This window comes from Nocardia nepalensis (assembly GCF_048910785.1).
GTDB classification, from domain to species: domain Bacteria; phylum Actinomycetota; class Actinomycetes; order Mycobacteriales; family Mycobacteriaceae; genus Nocardia; species Nocardia nepalensis.
Genome location: NZ_JBKBET010000021.1, coordinates 258,234 through 285,192 on the forward strand (window position 1 = coordinate 258,234; position 26,959 = coordinate 285,192).

At 66.9% G+C, this 26,959-nt stretch carries 27 protein-coding genes; 21 read left to right on the plus strand and 6 right to left on the minus strand.

The genetic code is table 11. The features are described 5' to 3' along the window. Positions 1-7 precede the first annotated feature (7 nt). The 3 genes from ACHQ4I_RS18100 (at position 8) to ACHQ4I_RS18110 (ending at position 2,893) form a co-directional block, all read left to right on the plus strand. Positions 8-943 (plus strand): ABC transporter ATP-binding protein, encoded by a 936-nt coding sequence (locus tag ACHQ4I_RS18100; protein WP_420772958.1) that lies wholly within the window; start codon positions 8-10, stop codon positions 941-943. Next, positions 940-1,731, plus strand: a complete 792-nt coding sequence (locus ACHQ4I_RS18105; protein WP_420772959.1) for an ABC transporter permease — start codon at positions 940-942, stop codon at positions 1,729-1,731. The genes ACHQ4I_RS18100 and ACHQ4I_RS18105 overlap by 4 nt, the downstream gene beginning before the upstream one ends. A 187-nt stretch (positions 1,732-1,918) precedes the next feature. Beyond that, a complete protein-coding gene (locus tag ACHQ4I_RS18110) occupies positions 1,919-2,893 on the plus strand; it encodes a COX15/CtaA family protein (RefSeq protein WP_420772960.1) in 975 nt (324 codons plus the stop codon). A 39-nt stretch (positions 2,894-2,932) separates the two neighbouring features. Here the strand turns inward: ACHQ4I_RS18110 and ACHQ4I_RS18115 are convergent, their stop codons facing one another. After that, positions 2,933-3,766 carry a hypothetical protein gene (locus ACHQ4I_RS18115; protein ID WP_420772961.1) on the minus strand — a complete coding sequence of 278 codons (834 nt, stop codon included), beginning with the start codon at positions 3,764-3,766 and terminating at the stop codon, positions 2,933-2,935. A 189-nt stretch (positions 3,767-3,955) separates the two neighbouring features. Here ACHQ4I_RS18115 and ACHQ4I_RS18120 point away from each other — a divergent pair, with 189 nt between their 5' ends. The 4 genes from ACHQ4I_RS18120 to ACHQ4I_RS18135 all read left to right on the plus strand — a co-directional run bounded on the left by ACHQ4I_RS18120 (position 3,956) and on the right by ACHQ4I_RS18135 (position 7,005). Next, positions 3,956-4,648 carry a type 1 glutamine amidotransferase domain-containing protein gene (locus ACHQ4I_RS18120; protein ID WP_420772962.1) on the plus strand — a complete coding sequence of 231 codons (693 nt, stop codon included), beginning with the start codon at positions 3,956-3,958 and terminating at the stop codon, positions 4,646-4,648. Between the two features lie 5 nt (positions 4,649-4,653). Next, positions 4,654-5,259 carry a TetR/AcrR family transcriptional regulator gene (locus tag ACHQ4I_RS18125; RefSeq protein WP_420772963.1) on the plus strand — a complete coding sequence of 202 codons (606 nt, stop codon included), beginning with the start codon at positions 4,654-4,656 and terminating at the stop codon, positions 5,257-5,259. A 75-nt stretch (positions 5,260-5,334) separates the two neighbouring features. After that, entirely contained in the window at positions 5,335-5,544 is a 210-nt protein-coding gene (locus ACHQ4I_RS18130) for a hypothetical protein (protein WP_420772964.1), read from the plus strand. 9 nt (positions 5,545-5,553) lie between these two features. Beyond that, positions 5,554-7,005, plus strand: coding sequence for an SPFH domain-containing protein (locus ACHQ4I_RS18135; protein WP_420772965.1), 1,452 nt, complete (start codon positions 5,554-5,556; stop codon positions 7,003-7,005). Between the two features lie 278 nt (positions 7,006-7,283). Here the strand turns inward: ACHQ4I_RS18135 and ACHQ4I_RS18140 are convergent, their stop codons facing one another. Beyond that, positions 7,284-7,634: a hypothetical protein gene (locus ACHQ4I_RS18140; RefSeq protein WP_420772966.1), complete on the minus strand. Its 351-nt coding sequence runs from the start codon at positions 7,632-7,634 to the stop codon at positions 7,284-7,286. Between the two features lie 61 nt (positions 7,635-7,695). On the opposite strand from ACHQ4I_RS18140, the gene ACHQ4I_RS18145 reads away from it, so the two are divergent. Then, complete coding sequence (locus ACHQ4I_RS18145) at positions 7,696-8,661, plus strand: quinone oxidoreductase family protein (RefSeq protein WP_420772967.1); 966 nt, start codon at positions 7,696-7,698, stop codon at positions 8,659-8,661. Between the two features lie 68 nt (positions 8,662-8,729). On the opposite strand, the gene ACHQ4I_RS18150 is transcribed toward ACHQ4I_RS18145, so the two are convergent. Then, entirely contained in the window at positions 8,730-9,332 is a 603-nt protein-coding gene (locus ACHQ4I_RS18150) for a TetR/AcrR family transcriptional regulator (RefSeq protein WP_420772968.1), read from the minus strand. An 85-nt stretch (positions 9,333-9,417) separates the two neighbouring features. Between ACHQ4I_RS18150 and ACHQ4I_RS18155 the strand changes: the two genes are divergently transcribed. Continuing rightward, positions 9,418-10,404: a zinc-binding dehydrogenase gene (locus ACHQ4I_RS18155; RefSeq protein WP_420772969.1), complete on the plus strand. Its 987-nt coding sequence runs from the start codon at positions 9,418-9,420 to the stop codon at positions 10,402-10,404. 71 nt (positions 10,405-10,475) lie between these two features. Further along, positions 10,476-11,912, plus strand: a complete 1,437-nt coding sequence (locus ACHQ4I_RS18160; protein ID WP_420772970.1) for an FAD-dependent monooxygenase — start codon at positions 10,476-10,478, stop codon at positions 11,910-11,912. 4 nt (positions 11,913-11,916) lie between these two features. Here ACHQ4I_RS18160 and ACHQ4I_RS18165 read toward each other — a convergent pair whose 3' ends face one another. After that, entirely contained in the window at positions 11,917-12,906 is a 990-nt protein-coding gene (locus ACHQ4I_RS18165) for a heme o synthase (RefSeq protein ID WP_420772971.1), read from the minus strand. 386 nt (positions 12,907-13,292) lie between these two features. Between ACHQ4I_RS18165 and tkt the strand changes: the two genes are divergently transcribed. The 5 genes from tkt to pgl are packed head-to-tail and all read left to right on the plus strand — an operon-like array spanning position 13,293 to position 19,779. Next, positions 13,293-15,434 carry a transketolase gene (gene tkt, locus ACHQ4I_RS18170; protein WP_420772972.1) on the plus strand — a complete coding sequence of 714 codons (2,142 nt, stop codon included), beginning with the start codon at positions 13,293-13,295 and terminating at the stop codon, positions 15,432-15,434. Positions 15,435-15,437: 3 nt separating this feature from the next. Continuing rightward, entirely contained in the window at positions 15,438-16,568 is a 1,131-nt protein-coding gene (tal, locus tag ACHQ4I_RS18175) for a transaldolase (RefSeq protein WP_420772973.1), read from the plus strand. A 4-nt stretch (positions 16,569-16,572) separates the two neighbouring features. Then, positions 16,573-18,132, plus strand: a complete 1,560-nt coding sequence (gene zwf / locus ACHQ4I_RS18180) for a glucose-6-phosphate dehydrogenase (RefSeq protein ID WP_420772974.1) — start codon at positions 16,573-16,575, stop codon at positions 18,130-18,132. Then, positions 18,129-19,037 carry a glucose-6-phosphate dehydrogenase assembly protein OpcA gene (opcA, locus tag ACHQ4I_RS18185; RefSeq protein WP_420772975.1) on the plus strand — a complete coding sequence of 303 codons (909 nt, stop codon included), beginning with the start codon at positions 18,129-18,131 and terminating at the stop codon, positions 19,035-19,037. Before zwf ends, opcA begins: the two co-directional genes overlap by 4 nt. Next, a complete protein-coding gene (gene pgl / locus ACHQ4I_RS18190; protein WP_420772976.1) occupies positions 19,030-19,779 on the plus strand; it encodes a 6-phosphogluconolactonase in 750 nt (249 codons plus the stop codon). Before opcA ends, pgl begins: the two co-directional genes overlap by 8 nt. On the opposite strand, the gene ACHQ4I_RS18195 is transcribed toward pgl, so the two are convergent. Next, positions 19,736-20,587, minus strand: a complete 852-nt coding sequence (locus tag ACHQ4I_RS18195; protein ID WP_420772977.1) for an amidohydrolase family protein — start codon at positions 20,585-20,587, stop codon at positions 19,736-19,738. The two genes, pgl and ACHQ4I_RS18195, sit on opposite strands and share 44 nt — an antisense overlap. 67 nt (positions 20,588-20,654) lie before the next feature. Here ACHQ4I_RS18195 and ACHQ4I_RS18200 point away from each other — a divergent pair, with 67 nt between their 5' ends. Both ACHQ4I_RS18200 and ACHQ4I_RS18205 read left to right on the plus strand, forming a co-directional pair. Then, the gene (locus ACHQ4I_RS18200) at positions 20,655-21,008 is read left to right on the plus strand and encodes a MerR family transcriptional regulator (protein WP_420772978.1); all 354 of its coding nucleotides are present in this window, start codon (positions 20,655-20,657) and stop codon (positions 21,006-21,008) included. Positions 21,009-21,164: 156 nt separating this feature from the next. Then, a complete protein-coding gene (locus ACHQ4I_RS18205) occupies positions 21,165-23,429 on the plus strand; it encodes a thiamine pyrophosphate-dependent enzyme (RefSeq protein WP_420772979.1) in 2,265 nt (754 codons plus the stop codon). Between the two features lie 27 nt (positions 23,430-23,456). Here ACHQ4I_RS18205 and ACHQ4I_RS18210 read toward each other — a convergent pair whose 3' ends face one another. After that, positions 23,457-23,885 (minus strand): hypothetical protein, encoded by a 429-nt coding sequence (locus ACHQ4I_RS18210; RefSeq protein WP_420772980.1) that lies wholly within the window; start codon positions 23,883-23,885, stop codon positions 23,457-23,459. Positions 23,886-24,077: 192 nt separating this feature from the next. Here ACHQ4I_RS18210 and ACHQ4I_RS18215 point away from each other — a divergent pair, with 192 nt between their 5' ends. The 4 genes from ACHQ4I_RS18215 (at position 24,078) to ACHQ4I_RS18230 (ending at position 26,914) form a co-directional block, all read left to right on the plus strand. Continuing rightward, a complete protein-coding gene (locus ACHQ4I_RS18215; protein ID WP_420772981.1) occupies positions 24,078-24,974 on the plus strand; it encodes a Scr1 family TA system antitoxin-like transcriptional regulator in 897 nt (298 codons plus the stop codon). A 25-nt stretch (positions 24,975-24,999) separates the two neighbouring features. Next, positions 25,000-25,821, plus strand: coding sequence for an SAM-dependent methyltransferase (locus ACHQ4I_RS18220; protein ID WP_420772982.1), 822 nt, complete (start codon positions 25,000-25,002; stop codon positions 25,819-25,821). A 65-nt stretch (positions 25,822-25,886) separates the two neighbouring features. Continuing rightward, on the plus strand, positions 25,887-26,285 hold the full coding sequence (locus tag ACHQ4I_RS18225; RefSeq protein WP_420772983.1) for a DUF397 domain-containing protein: 399 nt from the start codon (positions 25,887-25,889) through the stop codon (positions 26,283-26,285). Between the two features lie 149 nt (positions 26,286-26,434). After that, complete coding sequence (locus ACHQ4I_RS18230) at positions 26,435-26,914, plus strand: SRPBCC family protein (protein WP_420772984.1); 480 nt, start codon at positions 26,435-26,437, stop codon at positions 26,912-26,914. Positions 26,915-26,959: the final 45 nt, after the last annotated feature.

The window sequence follows — 26,959 nt, forward strand, 5'->3', positions numbered from 1 at the left end:
AGGCGCGATGGTGACCGCAGCCTCGGAACCCGCCGTCTGTATCGACGGCGTCGTCAAACGCTACGGCGAAACCACCGCGGTCGACGGGATCAGCTTCGCTGTCGAGCAGGCACAGGTGCTGGCCCTGCTCGGGCCGAACGGGGCGGGCAAGACCACGACCGTGGAAATGTGCGAAGGGTTCAACACCCCGGATTCGGGTTCGGTCCGGGTACTCGGACTCGATCCGATCGCCGATTCCGACCGGCTGCGCCCGCGCATCGGCGTCATGCTGCAGGGCGGCGGCGCCTACCCGGGTGCGCGGGCGGGTGAAATGCTCGACCTGGTCGCCGCCTATTCGGCGGATCCGCTCGATCCCGACTGGCTGCTGAAAACCCTTGGCCTGCAGGACAACCGACGCACCCCGTATCGCCGCCTCTCCGGCGGTCAGCAGCAGCGACTCGCCCTGGCCTGCGCACTGGTCGGGAAGCCGGAGATCGTCTTCCTGGACGAGCCGACCGCGGGGCTGGACGCACAGGCCCGGCTCATGGTGTGGGAGCTGATCGACGCGCTGCGCCGCGACGGGGTGACCGTGCTGCTCACCACGCACATGATGGACGAGGCCGAGCAGCTCGCCGACCAGCTGGTGATCATCGATCACGGGCAGATCGTCGCCTCCGGGACACCCGCCGAGGTGACCGCGCACGGCGCGGCCGGACAGCTGCGGTTCACCGCGCCACCGAAACTCGATCTGCGACTGTTGAAAACCGCTCTGCCGGAAGGCTTCTCGCCGCGCGAGACGACGCCGGGATCGTATCTGGTCGAGGGCGAGATCGACCCGCAGGTGCTGGCGACGGTGACCGCGTGGTGCGCACAGCAGAATGTGCTGGCGACCGATATCCGGATCGATCAGCGCCGCCTCGAAGACGTCTTCCTGGAACTCACCGGACGGGACCTACGCGGATGAACCAGCCAGATCTCGTCGGGAACCGCTTCACGCCGGGCACCTTCACCCCCGATCCGCGCCCGAGCGGCCGCGTCACCATGATGACCGCGCAGACCCGGCTCGAGCTGATCTTGCTGCTGCGCAACGGCGAACAGCTGCTGCTCACCATGTTCATTCCGATCACGCTGCTGGTCGGGCTCAGTCTGCTGCCGTTCGGCGACCTCGGCGCCGACCGGGTCGACAAGATCGTGCCCGCGGTGATGATGGTCGCGGTCATGTCGACCGCCTTCACCGGACAGGCGATCGCGGTCGGATTCGACCGACGCTATGGCGCGCTCAAGCGGCTCGGCGCGACCCCGCTCCCCCGCTGGGGCATCGTGGCGGGTAAGAGCGCAGCGGTACTGATCGTGGTGGTGTTGCAGGCGATTCTGTTGGGGGCCATCGGGTTCGCGCTCGGTTGGCGACCCGACCCCGCGGGGCTCGCGCTCGGCGCGCTGGTGATCGCGCTCGGCACAGCCACTTTCGCGGCGATGGGGCTGCTGCTCGGCGGCACGCTCAAGGCGGAGATCGTGCTGGCGCTGGCGAATATCCTGTGGTTCGTGATGCTGGGCATCGCGAGTGTGGTGTTCGCGTCCGATGATCTACCCTCGGCGGTGAATGTGCTTGTGCGGCTGGTGCCGTCGGGGGCGCTGGCGGTCACGCTGGAAGATGCGATGCGCAGCAGCGTGGACTGGTTCGGTATCGCGGTTCTCGCCACGTGGGGCGGGATCTCCGGGTTCCTCGCGACGCGCTTGTTCCGCTTCGACTGACCTCGGGTTCCAACTGCGCTGAGCGGGCACTGATCCGGCATTTTCTGCCACATTCCCGTGAAAGTGCGCGCTGAGCGTAGGGCATCGATTCGGGCCCACCGCGGCATCGAACTGGCGAGAAGGCGCAAACGACGATATGTAGTAGACCGCCTGCAGGCGGTCGAAGTGGCCCGGCTACCATCGTTACGTGCTGTATCGCGCATTCCTGCGACTCGTCGATCTGCTCCCGCTGCCCTCGTTGCGGGTGCAGCGACTGATCGCCGTCGCGGTCATCGTCTCCCAGGCCGGTATCGCCGTCACCGGCGCGATCGTGCGCGTCACGGCGTCGGGGCTCGGCTGCCCGACCTGGCCGCAGTGCTTCCCCGGCAGCTTCACCCCCACCGGCGTCGCCGAGGTTCCGGTGCTGCATCAGACCGTCGAGTTCAGCAATCGCATGCTGACGTTCGCGGTGACGTTGTGCGCTGCGCTCATCGTGCTCGCCGTCACTCGGGCCCGCCGCCGTCGCGAGGTGCTGATGTACGCGTGGCTGATGCCGGGCGGCACCGTGCTGCAGGCGATCATCGGCGGTATCACCGTGCGCACCGGTCTGCTGTGGTGGACGGTTTCGGTGCATCTGCTGGCGTCGATGCTGATGGTGTGGGTCGCGGTCGTCATGTTCGCGAAGGTCGGCGAACCCGATGACGGCATCGAAGTGATCCAGGCGCCCGCGCCGCTGCGCTGGCTGACCGGGTTGAGCGGACTCGCCCTCGCCGCCGTCCTCATCGCGGGCACGCTGGTCACCGGCGCCGGACCGCATGCGGGCGATAAGAGCATCGAGCGTCCGGTCGAACGCCTCCAGATCGAGATCGTCACCCTGGTGCACCTGCACGCGCAACTGCTGGTCGGCTACCTGGCACTGCTCATCGGCCTGGCGTTCGGCCTGTTCGCGGTCGGCATTGCCCCCGCCGTCCGCACCCGCCTGTTCGTACTCCTCGGTCTGGTTTGTGCGCAGTCCCTGGTCGGTGTCGTCCAGTACTTCACCGACGTTCCGGCGGCGCTGGTCGCGACCCACGTCGGCGGCGCGGCCGCCTGCACCGCGGCCACCGCCGCCCTCTGGGCCGCACTGCGAACCCGCGAACTCGTGTCGGCACCGACGACCACCGCGACCAAGCAATCCGCATAGTCGGCTCGCCGATAACCGATTTCGCCGCGATCGAACGAATCACGGCCGCGGCCGGGTCGCCCGCGCGAGCGTCCTGATCAGTGCATCCGATGCCAGCTGCCCGCGCTGGATGCGCAATCCCGCGTAGCACGGATCGCCGTCCTCGACGAGTCCGACGATCATCGGCTCGTCCAAATGCTCTGCGGCAAAGGCGTATACGTGCTCGAGCTTGGGCACGATCAGCCCGTAGTCCAGGGCCCGCGCGACGCGGCCCTCCAGCGCGAGCACCGCGTCGATGGACATCTCCGTCAGCGGATACACCTCGGGAAAGACATTGCGCAGATCGAGGAATAGCCGAACCGAGCTGCGGCGCGGATCGGCCGACCACCCGCCGAGACGGCCGAACCGGCCGAGCGCGAGCGTCGGGCGTGCCACCAGCACGTGGGTGAACAGCACTCGCATGAGCGTCACGTTGATCATCAATCGCTCGGCGGGCAGCTCGGCCTCGGCCAACTCCTGATGCTCCAGATAACCCGAGACGACGCTGCGGTTGTGCGCCCGATACCACGCCGCGGGCGCAGGGTTGGTGAGAAATTCCAGCCACAGCCGGGCCCCCGGCGTCGACGCGTCGCGCACGCCGGCTCGATGCAGCAGGGCGGCCTCGAGTTTATCGTGCAGCAGGCGGTCGTTGATGGCTCGCCACCACGGGCTGCCGGTCTCCGGATCGAGCACGCCGCGCGCGAGTTCCCAACGCAGGAACGCGATTTCGGCACGGCCGTAGCCGCGCAGCGCCGGTGGGTAGCAGCTCTCGGCCAGCGCGACGCGCTGATGTGCGTCGGCGTGCGCGGCGCCGACCCGCCGCGCCGCCAGCTCGCTCGCCTTATCCGCGTTCATCGCCACCTACTTTACGAGTCGAACGGGGTCCACACGCTGCACCAGGCAGCCATCAATATTTCGATGTCTCTTATTGGGGATCCTATTGGTGCTTCGATCAATGACTGCCTAGCGTTGGCAACACGACGAACTGACACCCTGGATACGGAATGTCAGTGCGTCGACCGAATCCCCGATCAGGAGGACACGATGTCGAAGGTTCTTTTCGTCATGACCGGCGTCGACTACTGGACGCTGGCCGATGGCACCAAACATCCGACCGGCTACTGGGCCGAAGAGGTGGTCGCGCCGTACAACGCATTCAAAGCGGCAGGTCACGAGATCGTGGTGGCCACACCCGGTGGCGTCGTCCCCACAGTCGACCAGGGCAGTCTCGCACCCGAGGCGAACGGCGGCGCGGACGGCGCGGCGGAAGTCGCGCGGACCCTGGCCGATGCGGCCGAGCTGCGGACCCCGATCCGGCTCGAGGATGTCGACCTCGCCGACTACGACGCCGTCTACTATCCGGGCGGACATGGACCGATGGAAGACCTGTCGGTGAATACCGCCTCCGGCGCACTGCTCAATGCCGCGCTGGCCTCGGGCAAACCGCTGGGCGTGGTCTGCCACGCACCCGCCGCACTGCTCGCGACCGCCATCGATGGCGACTCCCCGTTCGCTGGCTACCGGGTCACCGGTTTCACCAATGCCGAAGAAGCACAGGCCGGTTTCGCCGATAAGGCCAAGTGGCTGCTGCAGGATCGACTGGTCGACCTCGGTGTGGACTTCCGCGTCGGCGAGCCGTGGGCGCCGCATATCGAGGTCGATCGCAATCTCTACACCGGTCAGAATCCGGCGTCGTCGGCGCCGCTGGCCGCGGAGATCGTGCAAGCGCTGGGCTGATGGTGATGGCCGCCGACCGGACCACCGAGGTGCTCGATGCCACGCAGCGTTGCCTGATCCGCTACGGCGTTCGGCGCACCACGATGGATGACATTGCCAGTGAGATGGGGATGTCGCGGTCGGCGGTCTACCAATACGTGCGCAACAAGGACGATGCGGTCCGCCAACTCAGCGCCCGCATGCACGATCAGGCACTGCGGGCCGCACGGCAGGCCGCGGCCGCGCGCGCACCCGTCCAGGATCGCGTACACGGAATCCTCACGGCCAAGCTGGATCTCGTGCGCGGTCCGTTCGCCGATTCCCCACACGCCGCCGAATTGCTCGACGAGCAAGCCCGGGTAAGCGGCGACATCTGCCGCGACTTCACCGCCGAACTCCTCGACTTGCTCACCGAGGTATGCACCGATGCGGGCACACCCCACCCGGGCGACGCCGCACAGATCTGCCTGGCACTGCTGGTCGGCCTCATCGAAGCCGACCGCACCGACCTCCTCCGCTGTGCCCTCGTCGCCTTGTCGAGATCAGCGAGCTACCCGGTCTCACCATCGGAAAACCAGTTCGTGCAAACCGACGTCAAGGGCGCGAGACTGGAAGACATAAGGGATTCGTAAAGATCGGTTGCGCGAACGGCTCGCCAATTTCGCGAGGTCTAACGTGGAGTGGTCGAACCGCGGCAGGAGGTGTCGGTGGCGACGGACGTAATCGGCAAGATCGCCCGGGTGACCGCGACGATCAAGCCGGACCATCTCGGCGAGGTCTTGATCGAGGTGCGGGCGGGGACAGAGCGATTCCTCGCGCGCTCTGCCGACGGGGAGACAACCATTCCGAGGCATACCCAGGTGCTCGTGGTCGGGAGCCTGGGTGGGCGAACGGTTGAAGTCACTCCCTTGAAATGAAGGTTCATCATGGACGTCCTGATAGTGGTCGTCGTCGGCATCGCCGTTGTTGTGCTGTTCTTGGCCGCCGTCCTGTTCCGGCTCTCCTGGCGAGTCGCCGAACCCGATGAGGCGCTGATCATTTCCGGATTCCGCGCGGGCGAAGGACAGGCCTTCGGCGAGAGCATGGGGTTCCGGATCGTCACCGGACGCGGCAGTCTGGTCGCCCCCGGATTGACCAAGGTGCGCCGAATCTCGTTGGAGGCGCACGAAAGTCAGATCACGGTGCCCTGTGTGAGTCAGCAGAAGATCGGCCTGCAACTGGCGGGTGTCGTGGTCTACAAGGTCGGCGACGACTACCGGTCCATCGCGAACGCCGCGCGCCGCTTCCTGGACCGCCCGGCCGAAGAGCTGGAAACCAAGGTGCAGAACGTCTTCGTCGGCCACCTGCGCGCGATCGCGGGCTCGATGACCGTCGAGGATATGATCAGCGATCAGGACAAATTCTCCGAGCAGGTCCGCGACCGGTGCTCCCAGGAGATGGAATCCTTCGGGCTGGTGATCGATAGTTTCCAGATCCAGTCCATCGCCAGCGGTTCGAATTACATTGCCAACCTCGCGATTCCGCATCAGGCGGCGGTGGAGCAGAAGGCGCGCATCGCCCGCGCCAATGCCGATCGCGAGGCCATCGAACAGGAACAGGCCGCGCAGGCACAGATCGCACTGGCGATGCGCGACACCCAGATCAAGAAGGCCGGATATCAGGCCGAGGTGGACAGCGCCAGTCAAGAGGCCGCACAGCAGGGCCCACTCGCCGATGCGACCGCCCGGCAGGCCGTCGTCGAAATGGCAACGCGCGTAGCACAACTCGAGGCGCAGCAGAAGGAACAGCAGCTGCAGGTCGAGATCCGCAAACCCGCCGACGCCGAGGCCTATCGCCAGACCACCCTGGCCACCGCGGGCCGCGACGCCCGGATCAGCCAGGCCGAGGCCGACGCCCAGGAAACCCGCCTGCGCGCGGAAGCCGCTGCGGCACAGACGAAGATGCAGGCGCTGGCCGAGGCCGAGGCGATCAAACTGCGGGCGGCAGCCCAGGCCGAGGCCACCCGGCTCACCGGTCAGGCCGAGGCCGACGCCATCAAGGCCAGGGGTCTGGCCGAGGCCGATGCGGTGCGCGCGCATATGGCCGCCGAGGCGGCGGGCATCCAGCAGCGCGCCGAGGCGATGAGCCAGAACCAGGAGGCCGTGATCGCGCAGCAGATCGCCGAGAAACTCCCCCAGATCGTCGCCGCGGCGGCGGCGCCGTTCGAACACGTCGACCAATTCACGGTACTGAACGGCGCACAGGGCGTGACATCGGCGTTGGCCGAGATCATCCAGCAGGCCGGTGCGCTCACCTCGATCGCACGCGAATCCCTGCTTCCCGCAATGAATCTCAGCACCAACGGCCAGCAGAACGGCGAGGTCGAACTCTCGAAGTAGACTTCGAGTCGGCGGCACGCCGCACACGGCTCGTCGCCGACCCTCGGGGTACCTCTGGCAGGGCCATTGGTCCCTCGTCCGTCATCCGCGGCTCCATCCCGAGGCCATGCGGCATGCCGCGCTCGGGGGCGGGGCCTGATCCTGCTGCTGATCGTCGGGATCTGGCCCGACACCCGGCTCACGGGCGTCTTCGCGGGCCAAGGTCGTGCGGTGGATCCTGCGCGTACTCCCGCACCGACCCGCCGCTTCGGCGGCGCGGTCACCGGAGCCCGAACGGCTCAGTTCTCGTTGCGCGCCTTCGGGAAACGGGTCTGGCGGGCGACCCAACCGGCCATCTTGGCCCAGTGCCCGGTGCGCGGGGTGACGATCGAGGTCAGCTCGCGGTCCCATTCGTCGGCCTCGGTGAGGCCGTCGACGGTCGCCACCAATTCCTTGGCGGTCTCCAGGTCGGCGACGACGCGGTCACCGAGGATGCCGTCGGAGCCGACCAGCGTGACGCGCACGCCGAGGCGGCCGATCGGCTGCAGCACGGCGGTTGCGGAGCCGCCGTGCTCGGCGACGAATCCCTTGACCGAATCCACGAGGGAACCCGACAGCTTCTCTCTGGCCGGGGCGGCTTGAGCACTCATGCCGGCTAGTTTACTGACCGGTACGCTCAGGTCCACCGCCTGTGGGTGTAGAACGGATCTCATGCGCGCTATTCAGGTTTCCGAGCACGGCGGTCCCGAAGTCCTGAACTACGTCGAGGTGCCGGATCCACGGATCGGTCCGGATCAGCTGCTCGTCGACACCGAAGCGATCGGCATCAACTTCATCGACACCTATATCCGCACCGGCCGCTACCCGCAGCCGGTGCCCTATATTCCCGGCGCCGAGGGCACGGGTGTGGTGGCCGAGGTCGGCGCGGATGTGACCGAATTCGCCGTCGGCGACCGGGTGGCCTGGGCCGCCGCGCCCGGCAGCTACGCCCCGCGCGTCGCGGTACCCGCCGCGGTCGCGATCAAGGTGCCCGATGGTGTCGACGCACCGGTCGCCGCCTCCGCGCTGCTGCAGGGCATGACCGCGCACTACCTGATCGAATCGATCTACAAGCCCGAACCGGGCGAAACCGTGCTCGTGCACGCCGGCGCGGGCGGCGTCGGCCTGCTGCTCACCCAGCTAGCCGCCGCGCGCGGGGTCCGGGTGATCACCACCGTCTCCTCGGATGCGAAGGAGAAGCTGTCCCGCGAGGCGGGTGCCAGCGAGGTGCTGCGCTACACCGACGACCTCGCCGAGCAGGTCCGCGCGCTGACCGATGGCGTCGGCGTCGCCGCGGTGTACGACGGTGTCGGCGCCGCCACCTTCGAGGCCAGCCTCGCGTCGCTGCGCATCCGCGGCATGCTCGCCCTCTTCGGCGCGGCCAGCGGCCCGGTACCGCCGTTCGATCTGCAGCGCCTGAACCCCGCTGGCTCGCTCTTCGTCACCCGCCCGACGCTCGTGCACTACACCCGCGACCGCGCCGAATTGCTCTGGCGCGCAACCGATATCCTCAATGCCATCGCCAATGGCACACTGCATGTCCGAATCGGCGCCACATATCCGCTAGCCGAGGCGGCGCAGGCGCACCGCGATCTCGAGGGCCGCAAGACCACCGGCTCCATCGTCCTGCTGCCGTAGGCCCGCACCCGACGGCCGTGCACCAGCGCGCCGTCGGGTCATTGCCCGGCAATCTGTTTCGGGCCGGGTCAGTAGTCCTGTCCGGTCAGTCCGCGGTAGATGAATCGCGTCAGCCCCTCGATCGCCTGCTCGTCGGTCAACTGGACGGTCCCGTCCTCGACCGCCGTCAACATGCCCTGAGTCACCTGGAACATCATCGCCAGGCTGGCATCAGTTGTGCTCGGCAGCTGTAATCCCTTGTCGGCCAAGCCATCCAGATGGTCGGCGATATCCGCGCGCTGTTCGACGCCGAACTGACCGAGGACCCGAGCGAAGTCCTCGCTGACGATCGCCGCCTGACTGATCGCGCGCAGCACCGCCGCATGTTCTCGGGAGAAGGCCCAGTAACCGGCGATGTGGAACCGCACCGCCGCCGGATCGCTGAAGTCCGAGTTGTGCTCGGGCTGCTCCGCGCGCTCATCCCCCGCCGCCGCCAGATCGTTCAGCAGCGCCTGGAGCAGCTCCTCCTTGCTCGCGAAGTGGTTGTAGAACGATCCGGCCGCACGCCCCGCGGCGGCGGTGATGTCGGTGATCTTGGTGTTCAGGTAGCCGCGTTCGGCGAACACCCTCCGCGCCGCATCCTTCAGTGCCTGTTCGGTCTCTGCGGACTTCTCCCGGCGACTCGACGTCACGCACACCACCTCCTTGACAGGAAAACCTATCAACCATCATACTGAATTCAGATTCAGTGAATTTCAATTCAGATTGGTGGAGATCATGAAAGCAGCCGTCCTGCGCACCGCTGGCGAGGTTCCCGGGTACGCCGACTTCGACGAGCCGCAGGTGACCGAAGGCCGGGAACTGGTCGAGTTGGTGGCGGCCGGGATCCATCCGATCGTGCGAGCACTGGCGGCCGGAAAGCACTACGGCAGCACCGACACCTATCCCCTGATCCCGGGCCTGGACGCGGTCGCCCGCACCGCCGACGGCACGCTCGTCTACACCGGTTTCCTGCAGGCCCCCTACGGCACGTTCGCCGAACGCATGGCGGTGCCGACCCGGATGCGGATTCCGCTCCCGGCAGGCGCCGATCCCGTGCGGGTGGCCGCCGGTCTCAACCCTGGGTTGTCGTCCTGGCTGACCCTGCGCGAGCGGCGCGACGCATTGCGCGCCTCGGATGGGAAGCAATCGCTGGGCACCGTGCTGATCCTCGGGGCCACCGGTGCCGCGGGTCTGCTGGCCGTACAGAACACCCGTTTGCTCGGCGCGGATCGGGTGATCGCGGCGGGACGCAATCCGGAGGCACTCGAGCGCGCGGCCGGATACGGCGCGACCACGGTCACCCTGTCGGACGACAAGGACGCCACCGCGGCGGCTCTGGCCGAGGCGATCGGCTCCGAGGCGCCCAGTCTCGTACTCGACTACGTGTGGGGCGCACCGGCCGAAGCCACTTTCGCGGCGCTGGGGCGTCAGGGCATGACCGAGGACGACGCGAACATCTCCTATGTCCAGATCGGCGCCATGGCGGGCACCGAGGCGGCGGTCCCGGCCGCGCTATTGCGCAGCCGTCGCATCACGATCTCCGGCAGCGGGGCGGGATCGGCATCGATGCGGTCGATCCTGGCGGCGATCCCGGAGTACATGCAGTTCATCGCCGACGGCCGGGTCGACAACGCGGTGCTGGAGTTCCCGCTTTCGAAGATCGAGGACGCGTGGGCGGCCGCACAGTTCGGCGCCGCTCGTGTGGTGGTGGTCCCGGACTAGTCCGCGGCACAGATCGGTCCGAGTGGGCCGCAATTCCGCGGCCCACCAAGCAAATTCAGTTCGGAGATATCGTGTACGACCACACACAGACCCGGGTACTCATCGCGGGCGCCGGCCCCACCGGCCTGACCCTCGCCATCGAGCTGGCCCGCCGCAATATCCCGGTGCGCATTATCGATCGGGCCACCGAATTCTTCGCGGGCTCCCGCGGCGACGGCATCCAGCCGCGCACCCTCGAGGTCTTCGACGACCTCGGCGTGCTGGACGCCGTGCACGTGGCCGGAGCACCGGCACCGGTGATGCGCGCGTATTTCGGCGGTGAATTCGCCGGCGAACATCGCGCCGCCGAACCGGTCGAGCCGACGCCGGCGGTCCCCTATCCCAATACCTGGGTACTGGGGCAATCGCGGACCGAGGCGATCCTGCGGGACCGGCTCGCGGAATTCGGCGTGCGGGTCGAACTCGCAACGGCGCTGGTGTCTTTCGAGCAGGACGAGACGGGCGTCACCGCCGAATTGGCGCACGATGGCGTGACCGAGACGGTCCGCGTCGCCTACTTGGTCGGCGCGGACGGCGGTCGCAGCACGGTGCGCAAAACGCTCGGCATCCCGTTCGAGGGCAGCACCGACGATTCGATCCGAATGCTGCTCGGCGATGTCGGTGCCGACGCACTCGACCATGACTACGGCTACTGGTTCGCGGCGGTCGGCCGCCCGATGGAGGGGATCGTATTGTCCCCGTTGCCCGGTGGCACTCAGTTCCAGTTCGGCGCACCGCTGGGCGAGGACGTCGAACCCTCGCTAGAGGTATTGCAGGAGTTCGTCGACCGATACACCGGAAATCCGGATATCGTCCTGTCCGATCTCACCTGGGCCACGGTCTGGCGGCCCAATATCCGCCTGGCACAGCGATTCCGGGAAGGACGAGTGTTCCTGGCGGGTGACGCCGCGCACGTGCATCCGCCGACCGGCGGACAGGGCATGAATACCGGCATCCAGGACGCCTACAACCTCGGCTGGAAACTCGCCGCCGCCGTCGCGGGCGACGAATCACTGCTGGACAGTTACGAATCCGAGCGCCGGAAGGTGGCGGCCCGGGTACTCGGCATCAGCACGGAACTGCTGGACAAGCTCGTCGACGGCGCCGAGGACGCCATGCAGCGCGGCGAGGAGACGCGCCAATTGGATATCAGCTACCGCGACCCCGCCGATCGCGGTGCGCTGGTCGCGGGTGACCGCGCGCCCGACGCACCGGTCAAAGATGCTCATGGAGTACCGATCCGACTGTTCGACCTGTTCCGTGGACCGCATGCGACGCTGCTGTCGTTCGGTGAAACCGGCGCGCAGCCCGAGCCCGGAGTAGAGCTGTACACGGTGATCCGCCCGGGTGAGCAGGCGCACGGAAGCCACGTTGTGGACGTCGACGGGCACGCCTTCGCGGCGTATGACGCGGTCGACGGGACCATCGTGCGAGTCCGGCCGGACGGCTATATCGCCCGGCGCGACTGACGATCTAGCCGAAGAAGCTGCCGATCGTGTCCCACCCGAGCACCGAGTCCACGGCGAGTCCGCAGAACACCACCGCCAGATAGTTGTTGGACTGCAGGAACAGGCGCAGCGGCTTCACCGATTCACCCCGCCGCACACCGGAATACAGCTGGTGCGCCATGAGCAGGAACCACGCTCCGGCCACCAGCGCCACGGCCGCGTAGACCACGCCGGTCGCCGGGACCAGCGCGAGGGTGGTGAGCACGGTGAGCCAGGTGTAGATGACGATCTGCTTGGTCACGGCCTGCTCGGTGGCCACGACCGGCAGCATCGGCACACCGGCCGCGCGGTAGTCCTCCTTGTACCGCATGGCCAGCGCCCAGGTGTGCGGCGGCGTCCAGAAGAAGATGACACCGAACAGCGCGATCGCGGGCCAGCCGATGGTTCCGGTCACCGCCGACCAACCGACGAGGGCGGGCATACACCCGGCCGCACCGCCCCACACCACATTCTGCGAGGTGCGGCGCTTGAGGCCGAGGGTGTAGACGAAGACATAGAAGAGGATGGTCACGACGACCAGCACGCCGCTGAGCAGATTCGCCTGCCACCACAGCCAGGCGAACGAGCCGATGCCGAGGGTCACACCGAAGACGAAGGCGTGCGAGGTCGGCACGGCCGCCCTGGCCAGCGGGCGCTTCGCGGTCCGCTTCATCACCTTGTCGATATCGGCGTCGGCGACACAGTTGAGCGTGTTCGCGCTCGCGGCGCCCATCCACCCACCGAACAGCGTCGCCAGGATCAGTCGGATATCGACGTGGCCGCGATCGGCCAGCAGCATCGTCGGAATGGTCGCGACGAGCAGCAGTTCGATGACGCGCGGCTTGGTCAGCGCGATATACGCGAGCGGTCGCCGCAGTAGTCGGGACAGCAGGCCATCACCGGTCAACCGGTCGGCCAGCGCCGTCGCGGAGGAGCCGTGTGCGCCATTGCCACCCGGCTGTTGCCCAATCCGCACTGTCTCTCCTCGCACGCTGTGCATCGCATCCGGCATGGAACAGCAGCGCGCTCTTCCCTGCTCGTGCTGGTGCTGGCGCGGCTACTACTACAGACGATGGTAGACCCAGCCCCACACTGTTCTTTCCATAGCCCCTCGCTCACGCACGGTATCGGAGCGATTCGACATCACCGCCGCGACCGGTCGGTACCCGGCCACGAATGGGTAACCCCATGGTCTGCGGCGGGAAACGAAACCGGACACGTAACCGGAGTAAGCCGGGTTCCTCACATGCCGGTCACCGGGCACATCTAGGGTAGTTGGGGTAAACCCGGTTCATATTCCACGCCCCCGTGCGTGCACCCTCCCGCCACCGTGACGAAACCAATGTCAGGAGAACCCCGGTCGTGTCAGTCACAGACGACATCCGCGCCCTCACTCAGCCGAACCACCCGGACGACTGGACGGATCTGGACACCAAGGCCGTCGACACCATCCGGGTCCTAGCCGCCGACGCGGTGCAGAACGCCGGGAACGGGCACCCCGGCACCGCGATGAGCCTCGCACCGCTGGCCTACACGCTCTACCAGCGCACCATGCGCCTGGACCCGAGCGATCCGAGCTGGGTCGGCCGGGACCGCTTCGTCCTGTCCTGCGGCCACTCCAGCGTGACCCAGTACATCCAGCTCTACCTGGCCGGTTACGGTCTGGAGCTCGACGATCTGCAGCATCTGCGCAAGTGGGGCTCGCTCACCCCGGGCCACCCCGAATTCCGCCACACCGACGGCGTCGAGATCACCACCGGCCCGCTGGGTCAGGGTCTGGCCTCCGCGGTCGGCATGGCGATGGCGGCCCGGCGCGAGCGCGGTCTCTTCGATCCGGACGCCGCGCCCGGCGCCAGCCCGTTCGACCACTTCATCTACGTGATCGCCTCCGACGGTGATATGGAGGAGGGCGTCACCTCCGAGGCGTCCTCGCTCGCCGGCACCCAGCAGCTGGGCAACCTCGTCGTGATCTACGACGACAACAAGATCTCCATCGAGGACGACACCACGATCGCCTTCACCGAGGATGTCGCCGAGCGCTACCACGCGTACGGCTGGCACGTCCAGGTGGTCGAGGGCGGCGAGGACGTGGTCGCCATCGAGGCGGCGCTGGCCGCGGCCAAGGCGGAGACCGGTAAGCCGTCGATGATCGTGCTGCGCACCATCATCGGCTACCCGGCCCCGAACAAGATGAACACCGGCGCCGCGCACGGTGCCGCACTGGGCGCCGACGAGGTGGCCGCCACCAAGAAGATCCTCGGCTTCGACCCGGAGCAGAGCTTCCAGGTCGAGGACGACGTCATCGCGCACACACGCAAGGTGATCGCGCGCGGACAGCAGGCGCATGCGGCCTGGCAGCAGCAGTTCGACGCGTGGGCCGCCGCCAACCCGGAGCACAAGGCGCTGTTCGATCGGCTCACCAAGCGTGAGCTGCCCGCGGGCTGGGCCGCGAATCTGCCTACCTACGAGGCGGATCCGAAGGGCATGGCCACCCGCAAGGCGTCCGGCAAGGTGCTCGCCGCGCTCGCGCCGGTGCTGCCGGAGCTGTGGGGCGGTTCGGCCGACCTCGCCGAATCCAACAACACCACCATGCCCGACACGCCGAGCTTCGGTCCGGAGTCGATCTCGACCGGAATGTGGAAGGCCAACCCGTACGGCCGCACCCTGCACTTCGGTGTGCGCGAGCACGCCATGGGCGCGATCCTGAACGGCATCGCACTGCACGGACCGACCCGTCCGTACGGCGGTACCTTCCTGGTGTTCTCCGACTACATGCGTCCGGCCGTGCGCTTGGCCGCGCTGATGCGGGTGCCCGCGATCTACGTCTGGACCCACGACTCCATCGGCCTCGGTGAGGACGGCCCGACCCATCAGCCGATCGAGCACCTGGCCGCGCTGCGCGCCATCCCCGGTCTGAACGTGGTCCGCCCCGGCGATGCCAACGAGACCACCTACGCCTGGCGCACCATCCTGGAGCGCGACAGCAGCGAGCACACCTCGCACTTCTCGGTCTCCGAGCCCGCCCACCAGGACGGACCGTCCGCGCTCGCGCTGACCCGCCAGGATCTGCCGATCGTCGAGGGCACCAGCTACGAGGGCGTCAAGAAGGGCGGTTACGTGCTGGCCGAGGCGTCCACCGGCACCCCGCAGGTGATCCTGATCGCCACCGGTTCCGAGCTCCAACTCGCCGTCGCCGCGCGCACTACGCTGGAGGCGCAGGGCATCGGTACCCGGGTGGTCTCGATGCCGTGCGTGGAGTGGTTCGACGCGCAGGACAAGGCGTATCGGGACGAGGTGCTGCCCCCCACGGTCGCCGCTCGGGTGGCCGTCGAGGCCGGTATCGCGATGCCGTGGTACCGGTTCACCGGCGATGCGGGCGAGATCGTGTCGATCGAGCACTTCGGCGCCTCGGCCGATTTCAAGACCCTGTTCCGCGAGTTCGGAATCACTGCCGAAGCCGTCGTCGCTGCCGCGCAGCGCACGCTGGAAAACGTGAAGGGATAAAGCATGGCACAGAACGAAAACCTCGCCGCCCTCTCCGCAGCGGGCGTCTCGGTGTGGCTCGATGATCTGTCGCGGGACCGGATCCAGTCCGGCAACCTGGCCGAGCTCATCGAAACCCGCAGCATCGTCGGCGTCACCACCAATCCGACCATCTTCCAGGGCGCCCTGAGCAAGGGGCACGCCTACGACGGACAAGTGAAAGAGCTTGCCGCCCAAGGCGCGGATGTGGATTCCGCGATCCGCACCATCACCACCGACGATGTGCGTGCGGCCTGCGACGTGCTGGCCGGGGTCTACGAGTCCACCAACGGCGTCGACGGCCGGGTCTCCATCGAGGTCGACCCGCGCCTGGCCTTCGACGCCGAGCAGACCATCGCACAGGCCATCGACCTGTGGAAGACGGTGGACCGGCCCAACCTGTTCATCAAGATTCCGGCCACCGAGGCGGGCCTGCCCGCGATCACCCGGGTGATCGGCGAGGGCATCAGCGTCAACGTGACCCTGATCTTCTCGGTCAAGCGCTACCGCCAGGTGATGGGCGCCTACCTCGACGGTCTGCGCAACGCCAAGGGCGCCAGCCACGATCTGGCCAAGATCCATTCGGTCGCTTCGTTCTTCGTCTCCCGCGTGGACACCGAAATCGATAAGCGGCTCGAGGCCATCGGCACCCCGGAGGCGCTGGCGCTGCGCGGGCAGGCGGGCGTCGCCAACGCGCGTCTGGCCTACGCCGAATACCAGGACGTCTTCGACGGCGGCGCGCACACCTCGACCTACGCGCACCTGAGCTCGGCGGGCGCGAATCGGCAACGGCCGCTGTGGGCTTCGACGGGTGTGAAGAATCCGGAGTACTCCGACACGCTGTATGTCACCGAGCTGGTGGCGCCGAATACGGTGAACACCGTGCCGGAGAAGACCCTGGAGGCCGTCGCCGATCACGGTGAGATCCGGGGCGACGCGGTCAGCGGTACCGCCGCGGCCGCGCAAGAGGTCTTCGACAAGCTGACCGGCGTGGGCATCGACCTGAACGACGTGTTCGAGGTGCTCGAGCGCGAGGGCGTGGAGAAGTTCGAGAAGTCGTGGGAGGAGCTGCTTTCCGCCACGGCAGGCGAACTGGCCAAGTCCGGGGAAAACTGACCTGATGGCTGGTACTCAGACGAATACCTGGAAGAACCCGCTCCGCGACGAGCGGGATAAGCGGGTGCCCCGCATCGCGGGCCCATGCAGCATGGTGATCTTCGGCGTCACCGGCGATCTGTCCCGGAAGAAGCTGATGCCAGCCATCTACGACCTGGCGAACCGGGGGCTGCTGCCCCCGGGCTTCGCATTGGTCGGCTTCGCCCGCCGGGACTACGCGGACGAGGATTTCGCGAACGTCGTGCTGGACGCGGTGAAGGCGCACGCCCGCACGCCCTTCCGTCAGGAGGTCTGGGACCACCTGGCCGAGGGCATCCGCTTCGTACAGGGCTCCTTCGACGACGACTCCGCCTTCGCCAAGCTCGCCGACACCCTGGCGAAGCTGGACAAGGAACGCGGCACCGGCGGCAATCACGCCTTCTACCTGTCGATCCCGCCGAATATGTTCCCAGTGGTGCTCGATCAGCTCTCCGAACACAGACTGGCGCTACCGGCGACGACCGATGCCGAGGGCCGCAAGCCGTGGCGCCGCGTGGTGATCGAGAAGCCGTTCGGACACGATCTCGACAGTGCGGTCGAACTCAACGCACTGGTCAACCGTGTTTTCCCGGAAGAGACGGTGTTCCGCATCGATCACTATCTCGGCAAGGAGACGGTGCAGAACATCCTGGCGCTGCGCTTCGCCAACCAGCTCTACGATCCGATCTGGAACGCCAACTACGTCGACCATGTCCAGATCACCATGGCCGAGGACATCGGATTGGGCGGGCGCGCAGGCTATTACGACGGCATCGGCGCCGCCCGCGACGTCATCCAGAACCATCTGCTGCAGTTGCTCGCGCTGACCGCGATGGAGGAGCCGATCAGCTTCGAGCCCAAACAGTTGCAGACCGAGAAGATCAAGGTGCTCTCGGCGACCAAACTCGTCGAACCCCTTGACGAAACCACCGCGCGCGGCCAGTACGCGGAGGGCTGGCAGGGCGGCGAGCATGTGGTCGGACTGCTCGACGAGGAGGGCTTCGACCCGCAGTCGCGCACCGAGACCTATGCGGCGATCACCCTCGAGGTCGACACCCGACGCTGGGCGGGGGTGCCGTTCTATCTGCGTACCGGAAAACGCTTGGGCCGCAGGGTTACCGAGATCGCGGTGGTGTTCAAGCGGGCGCCACATCTGCCCTTCGACCAGACCATGACCGAGGATCTGGGGCAGAACGCACTGGTGATCCGCGTGCAGCCCGATGAGGGCATCACCACACGATTCGGCTCGAAGGTGCCCGGATCGAGTATGGAAGTGCGCGACGTCAATATGGATTTCAGCTACGGCGAGTCGTTCACCGAATCCTCCCCGGAGGCCTACGAACGCCTGATCCTCGACGTGCTGCTCGGGGTGCCGTCGCTGTTCCCGGTGAACGCGGAGGTCGAATTGTCCTGGCGCATCCTGGATCCGGTGCTCGAGCACTGGGCCGCCGAAGGCAAACCCGAACAGTACGAGGCGGGGACCTGGGGTCCGGCCTCGGCCGAGGAGATGCTCGCCCGCACCGGGCGCGAATGGCGGCGGCCATGATCGTCGATATGCCGGAGACCACCACCGGCGAGGTCACCAAGCGGCTGGTGCGCCTTCGCGAGAGCAATGGCGTGATCACCATGGGCCGGGTGCTGACGCTGGTCGTGTGCACGCTGGACAGCTCCGAGGCCGAAGACGCCATCGACGCCGCCAATGACGCCAGTCGCGAACATCCCTGTCGAGTGGTCGTTCTGGCCCGCGGGGATCGCGAGGCCGAGACCCGGCTGGACGCCCAGATCCGCGTCGGCGGCGATGCGGGCGCGGCCGAGGTAATAGTGCTTCGGCTGCAGGGCGATCTGATCAACCATGAGAGCAGCGTCGTCATCCCATTCCTGCTGCCGGACACCCCCGTCGTCGCCTGGTGGCCGCGCGGGGCCCCGGAGTTCCCGTCCAAGGATTCGGTGGGGCGGTTGGCGACCCGCCGTATCACCGATGCCACCTTCGCCGCCGATCCGCAGGCGACGATCAAGAAGCGCCTCGACTCCTACGCCTCTGGGGATACCGATCTGGCGTGGAGTCGGATCACCTACTGGCGGGCGCTGCTCGCGGCCGCCATGGACGAACCGCCGTTCGAGCCGGTGGATTCGGTGATCGTCTCCGGATTGCGTGACGAACCGGCGCTGGACATGCTCGCCGGATGGCTGGCGGCCCGGCTCGGCTGCCCGGTGCGTCGCCGCTCGGGTGCGTTGCGCGTGGAGGTGCATCGGCCGACGGTGTCGATGGCGATCGAACGGCCGCAGACCGGCCGGACCGCGACACTCACCCGCACGGGCGACCCGGATCAGCGAATCGCCTTGGCACGCAGGGAAACTCGCGACTGCCTCGCCGAAGAGCTGCGGCGGCTGGATGCCGACGAGATCTACGCCGAGGCGCTCGCCGGAATCGAGAAGGTGACCTATGAGTGAGCGCACGGACTCAGCAACACCCGCGGTGGCAGTGCACGACGATACCGATGCGTTGGTCGCCGCGGCGGCGATGCGATTCGTCGAGGTCGTGGTGGCCGCGCAGGCCACGCGTGGGTCGGCGTCGGTCGTATTGACCGGCGGCGGGACCGGGATCGCCCTTTTGGAGTCGGTTCGCAAGTCGCCCGGGGATATCGACTGGTCGCGGCTCGATGTGTTCTGGGGTGACGAACGGTTCGTGCCCGCCGGCGATGCGGAGCGCAATGATCTGCAGGCGCGGCAGGCGCTGCTCGATCATGTGCCGGTCGATCCGTCTCGGATCCATCCGGTTGCCACCTCCGACGGTGAGTACCCGGATCCGGTCGAGGCCGCCGCGGAGTACGCGGCGGCGGTGCACGCGCATCTCGCCGAACACGGGGCGTTCGATCTGCATCTGCTCGGTATGGGTGGCGAGGGGCATGTGAATTCGCTCTTCCCGCATACCGATGCGGTTCGTGAGCAGCACGAACTCGTTGTCGCGGTACCGAATTCGCCGAAGCCGCCGCCGGTGCGGGTCACGCTGACACTGCCCGCCGTACGGCACACTCGGCACGTTGTGCTGGTCGTCGGCGGTGCGGCCAAGGCCGAGGCGGTCGCCGCGGCGCTCGCGGGTGCCGATCCGGTGGATATCCCCGCGGCGGGTGCTATCGGCTCGGAATCCACTACGTGGCTGTTGGATCGGGACGCCGCTGCGGCGTTGCCGTAGCGGCCTGCGGCACACACCAATTGCCTGTTACCGCAGGATAATTCAGTAGCTGCTGCGCTGTTGCGCCGAGGACGAGTTCGCGTACCTGTGGCGATCGGGTGGCGCGCTCTACGGTGGTGCGTGCGATGACCGGGTCGCCGTAGGGCGCGTCCGAGCCGAAGAGGGTGCGCTCGGGAATTTCGGCGATGGCCAGCCGGACGGCGAAAACGATACTGGCAGTGGATAGTTCGAGGTACATGTTCGGGGTGTCGCGGACCAGTTCGATGGCGTCCATCCAGTGTGCTCCGCCGAGTTGGGACACCACCAGGGGCACGCGCGGGTAGCGTCGGGCCAGGTCGGTCAGGGTGCGCAGGTCGGCGGCGGTGGTCGGCGCGGAGCCGTGCACGACGACGGGGAGCCCATTGTGGTCGGTGGCAGCACGGAGTACCGGTTCGATGAGGGCGGCCCGGTCGGGCGGTGGGGTCAGCTCGCCGATGCCACGCAGTCCGCGGCCGACCACATCGCGGTCGACCATCACCTCGATATCGGGTGCCTCGAGCGGTACGGAGGCGAAGCCGATGAAGCGGTCCGGATGCGCGGTGAGCGCAGCGTCGAGTTCGCGCTGGGCGGTTTCCCGGCCGAGGCTTGCGCCGCCAGCGAGCGCTTGATCCAGTCGGTGCATCTCCTGACGGAGTTCGGTGAGGTCCCTGGCACGTTCGGGATGTGGTCTGGTCATGAAGAGGACGGTCTTGTCCACGCCTGCCTCGTCGAGTAGCGCGATGTGGTCGGTGAGCGGGTCGTGTACGTGGCTGTGCGCGTCGATGATCAACGGTTCTCCTCAGGAATCGGGTTGCGGCGTTCAGTGTTGATCCCTGACACCATGAGAAGGTCAAGTCATGCTGATCGGTGAGCTGGCCAGCCGTACGCGGACCAGCGAACGGCTGCTGCGGTATTACGAGCGCGTCGGGCTGCTCGCCGCCGAACGCCGCCATAACGGGTATCGCGAGTACGACGAGGATGCCGAGCAGCGTGTCGGGCAGATTCGCGCATTGCTCGCCGCCGGGCTCTCGACTCGGGTGATCGGGCAGCTGCTGCCGTGCACTGGTGACGGCGGTGCGTTGCGGGCGTGTCCGGGGGTACTGCCCGCTTTGCAGGAGCGGCTGGCGGAGTTGGACCGTCGGGCGGCCGAGTTGGATGCTGCTCGTGATGTGCTGCGGCGGACGATCATGGCCACGGAGCGGTTGCGCTGAGCAGTCCGGACGGCGGGCTCCGCACTCTTGAACAGCCGTACAAATCCCGAGTCAAGGCGGGATGTTCACGGAGAAGTTCCTCATGGCTACCGTGGTGATCAAAATAGTTCCAGAAATCAGCTACCCGGAGCGGCGTTCGTCGGAGATGATCGCACGGTGAGCGAACAGCGAGTCGACCTTGATGAGCGCTTCCGTGCCGCGGTTTCGGCGCTGACACCGCGTCCGAGCCGTCCCGTCGCGCAGACGGTCGAGGCTGGTGCCGGGCTTACCGGAGATCAGTGCCTGGACCTGTTCGAATCGCAGGCGACGAGTAGGCATCTCGATCTCGCGGCACGTCGGTTGGGCAGTGCGAAACGCGGTTACTACAGCATCGGATCCGCCGGCCACGAGGGCAATGCGGCGGTGGCGGCGGCCCTGCGCCCCACCGATCCGGCGCTGTTGCACTATCGCTCGGGGGCGTTCTTCGTGCACCGGGCCAGGCAGGTGCCCGGCCTCGACCCGATCCGGGATGTACTGCTCGGCGTCGTCGCCGCGGCCGCCGAGCCGATATCCGGCGGCAGGCATAAGGTTTACGGCAGCAAACCGGCGTCGGTGATTCCGCAGACCTCCACCATCGCCTCGCATCTGCCCCGCGCCGTCGGACTCGCGTTCGCGATCGAACGCGCGGCTCGGCTCGGCGTCACCTGCGAATGGCCGCCGGATTCGGTGGTGCTCTGCAGTTTCGGCGATGCCTCCGCCAATCACTCGACGGCGACCGGGGCCATCAATGCCGCGATTCATACTGCGCACCAAGGCGTTCCGCTGCCGCTGTTGTTCGTCTGCGAGGACAATAGAATCGGCATCAGCGTCCCGACCCCGCCGGATTGGATCGAACAGGCTTACGGAATCCGCGTCGGCCTGCAGTATTTCGACGCGGACGGCTGCGACCTCCTCGATGCCGCGCTGACCGCCGTCGAGGCGGCCGATTGGGTTCGCGAACACCGCAAGCCCGCCTTCCTCCACCTGCGCACCGTCCGCCTGCTCGGCCATGCCGGATCCGATGTCGAATCCGCTTACCGCCGCCCGACCGATATCACCGCCGACCTGCGCCGCGACCCGCTCATCGCAACCGCCCGCCTGCTCGTCACCTCCGGCGTCGCCACCCCAGCCGAGGTCCTCGAACGCTACGACGACATCGGCGCACGGGTCACCACCATGGCCGAATCGGTTTGGCGCGAACCGAAATTGACCTCCTCGTCGGCGGTCATGGCACCGTTGGCGTCGCTACACCCGGACCTGGTGCGCGCCGACGTCTTCCGTCAGGGCCCGCTCGGGTCCGATGTTCCCGTCCACGACACCACGGTCAGCGCGGCGGCCCACGAAATGGTGGACCATGCGGCAGCCAACGGTGATTCGGTGACCTTGGCGCAGGCGATCAACCAGACGCTGGCTGGTCTGCTGGCGCGGGACCAGGACGTGCTGGTGTTCGGCGAGGATATCGGGCGTAAGGGCGGCGTGTACGGCGTCACCAAAGGGCTGCAGAAGCAGTTCGGGGGGCGGCGGGTGTTCGATACGCTGCTCGACGAACAGAGTGTGCTGGGAACGGCTTTGGGGGCCGCGCTCGCGGGATTCGTGCCGATTCCGGAGATCCAGTATCTCGCCTACGTGCACAATGCCGCCGACCAGTTGCGTGGTGAAGCCGCGACACTGTCGTACTTTTCGCAAGGGCAATACCGGAATCCGATGGTCGTACGCATCGCCGGATATGCCTACCAGAAGGGGTTCGGCGGCCACTTCCACAATGACAATTCCATTGCGGCACTGCGTGATATCCCCGGTCTGATCATCGCCTCCCCCGCCCGCGCCGATGACGCCGCCGCCATGCTCCGCACCTGCGTCTCCGCCGCCCGCGTCGACGGCCGGGTCTGCGTATACCTCGAACCCATCGCCTTGTACCACACCCGCGACCTGCACCGCCCCGGTGACAATGGCTGGCTCGCACCAACTTCCGACACCGACGACATCGCCATCGGTCGCGCCCGCGTCTACGGCGACGGCCGCGACCTCACCATCGTCACCTTCGCCAACGGCGTCCCCATGAGTCTGCGTGTGGCCCAACGCCTCTCGGCCCGCGGTGTCAACGCCCGCGTCCTCGACCTCCGCTGGCTCGCCCCGCTGCCCCTCGACGATCTCCTGCACCACGCCCGCGCCACCGGCCGCGTCCTCATCGCCGACGAAACCCGCCGCTGCGGCGGTATCTCCGAATCCATCTGCGCCGCCCTGATAGACGCCGGCTTCGACGGCGCCATCACCCGCGTAACCAGCCAAGACTCCTTCGTCCCCTTGGGCCCGGCCGCAGAAACCGTCCTGCTGAGCGAGCCCCAAATCGAGTCCGCCGCCGCCACCCTGCTCCCCACCCCTGCCAAAGGCAGTTCGCAGTAGGACCCAGCTACCCCGGCGTCGGAACGGTCACCTCCGCAACCTCAGCACCGCATCCAGAATTTCCCGCATCGAGGGCAGAAAACTGTTGCGCGGCTCGTGAATCCAGCGCCGAAACCCGCGCCGTTCGTCATCCGGCGACGGCAGCACAATGTATTTCGACGCCACACCGATATTCCAGCGCAGCAGGGCGGGCGACAAACTCTCCGGACACGGTCCCGACGGCCCGGTCAGGAACGTCCACCGCCGCGAGGCCGGGTGCTCGATCACCGGCCCCAACGGCCCCTGCTGCTCGCGCACCAATTCCGTTGCCAGCCTTGACGGCATCACTACCGCGCTGACCGGTCCGGTGTGCACAATGATCCGCGTCTCGGTTTCGGGCATGATCACCGCGGGCAGGCCGAGGTCGCGTCGGTAGTGCCGACAGCGCTGCGCGGTTGCCTCTGCGCTACTGGGCATTTCGCACCATCCGACGATCATTCGTGGCTGTCGTCATCCGACGCCCCCTCTACCCGCGACGCAGGGATGGTCTTCGTCGACGCCCGCTGCCTCAGCGTGCCGTGATATCTTTGGTGCAGTAATGCTAGCGTGATTATCACGGTTCAGGAAGTGAACCGGATGAGCAGGGTCGGGCCGATACGCTGGGGAACCATGGCAACTCGTCTACGGACCGCGCGAAAGTTGTTGCTGGGACGCGAAATCGAGCACATGGTCCGCACCGCCGGGGTCAGCCAGGCCGAGGCCGGAAAGATCATCGAGTCCACCCAGAGCCGAATCAACCAGCTGATCAACGGCGTTGGCGCGATCAGTGTCGGGGACCTCGAACTCCTCACGACCACACTGGGTTTCACCGAACCCGGCTATGTCGAGATTCTCAAAGAGCTGCGACGCGACAACCATAAGCGCGGCTTCTGGACTACGGGCCACCGCCGGGCGTACGTCGAAGACCTGCGGCTGCTCGTCGATCTGGAGACACACGCCAGTCTGCTGCGCACCGCCGAGGCGGAGATCATGCCGGGACTCATCCAGTGCGAGTCCTACATTCGCGCACTGCACGAGCCGGTCACCCCGGTCGCGAGCGATCGCGTCACCGTCGAGGAGTCGGTGCAGGCGCGGCTGGCCAGGCAGCAGGTGCTCGTCGAGTCCGACCCGCCCGAATTCCGCGCGATCCTGTCCGAATCGTGTCTGCGCCGCGAATACGGCGGCCGCGAGGTAATGCTCGAACAGCTCGAACATCTGTCGAATCTGTCCAGGCGGCCGAACATCCTGATCCAGGTGCTGCCCTTCACCGTCACCACCCGCGGTGCGGGCATGGAGGACCGGTACACGCTGGTGCGGGTGCCCTCGCCCGGCGCGGCGGGCGATCTGGAAATGGCAATTGTGGAGAGCCAGGGCGATATTCGCTACATCGATGACAAACCCGCCGTCGCCGCGCGCGAAACCGTCTGGTCCCGGCTCAGCGCCGCAGCCCTGGGCGCCGCGGACTCCCGAAAGTTCATCGAGCACATCGCACGCTCGTTCCGCCGCAAGACATTTGCCAGCCCCTGATGAAGCGCTGCAGAGGAGCACCCGGATGACCACCGAATTCGAGCCTCGCGAAATTGATGCGAGCCGACCATCCGCCGCCCGCATGTACCACTACTACCTGTCCGGGGAAGCGGTGTTCGAGGTCGACAAGATCTTCGGTGAGCGGCTGTTCGAAATACTTCCGTTCCTCGATGTGTGGGCGCACCACAATCGCGGATTCCTGCGCCGCGCAACACGATTCATGGCGGAACGGGGGATCCGGCAATTCCTCGATATCGGTTCCGGATTGCCGACCGTCGGCAATACGCACGAAGTCGCCAGGCAAACCGCGCCCGACGCGCATATCGTCTACGTCGACAACGATCTGGAGGCGGTCAATCGCGCCCATGATCTGCTGCTGCACGGCGACACTCTCGACAAGACCGCCATCATCGAGGCCGACCTGCGCTATCCCGACCTGATTCTCGATCATCCGGATACCAGGCGGCTGATCGACTTCGGCCAACCGCTCGGCCTGCTGATCGTCAGCGTCTGGCCTTTCGTGCCCGATGCCGACCACCCGCACGAACTCATGGCGCACCTACGCGACCGGCTCCCTTCAGGCAGCTACGTCGCGATGACCCACGTATCCTTGGACGACGCCGGTCCGGAGATCAAACAGCAGATGGCCGCGGCCGCCGCGCTCTATGACGAAACCTCGGATCCGGTGACCCTGCGCACACGCGCCCAGTTCACCGCCCTCTACGACGGCCTCGACCTGGTCGAACCCGGGATCGCCTACGCACCCGACTGGCGTCCCGACCAACCGGTCGACCTGGAAGATACCGCGCGGCCGTGTAATTTCGCCGCGGTTGGCTATAAGGCGTAAAGGGACGAGCAAAGGGCCGTGCGGCCCCTTGCGACTCCTTGATTTACCCGCAGAAAGGAAATGCAATGACGCAGCCCACCTTCACCGTTGGCGAATTCCGCAAGGCGACCTACAGCTCGCCCAACCAGAACTGTGTGCGCATCGCCCGTAAGAACGGGTGGACCGCCATCTGGGACGATAAGCTCGCCGACGCACATTACACGCCCGGAATGCCGTTGCCGGACAACGAAATTCTCGTCTTCACCGATGCGCAGTTCGACGCGTTCCAGGCCGGTGTGCGGGCGGGTCGCGCCGACGGTCCGTACGTGGCGATATCGCGCCGCGCGGGCGGATACGTGCTCCGGGCTGCCATTCCCCAGCCGATCGATGGCGTCGAACTACTCTTCGATCAGGATGAGTTCGACGCCTTCCGTCAGGGTGTGCTGAACCACGAATTCGATCGCACACGATTCATGGCGGCGTAATCCCACCAGCGAAAGCACCTACCCACCCGAGGAACGGATGCGCCGACGGATCCGACACGCGGAAGCCGACTTGGCGGGAATCGGATTCGGCGGCGCCACCGGGGAAATACAGTGGAACGTACGGTGACCAGCGGCGAAAGGGCACGGCAATGACCACGATGTCCATGCTCGGCGAGGTACGACCCGAACATGATCGGGCAATCGACGGAGATCTCGTGCTCCTGCACTTTCTCCGATCCTTCCGGATGCCCGTGCTAGACGTATGGTCCGCTTGCGCCGAACGCCGCCAACTCGATCGCTGGTTCGGCGCGGTATCCGGCGGCAACGGCAATCTGACCATCGAACCGATCGACGGTCCGGTCCCCGGCCCCATCGCGATCCGCGTCGAGGACTGCCGCGCACCGCACGATCTGGTCATCCATATCGACGGCGGCATCCTCGAACTGCATATGACCCAGGTCGGCGTGATCACCAATATCGAATTGATCCGCCGCCACATCTACCCGGCCGACGCCTGCTCCGTCGGCCCGCGCTGGCAATACCTCCTGGACCGCCTCACCGCCTACCTCGAGCGCCGCCCCCTGCCCACCTGGTCCGACTACCCGGAGCTCACCAACGAATACCGCTGACCAAGCCCATAGCGCGACCGCGGACGGAAGTGGATGATCCGGCTC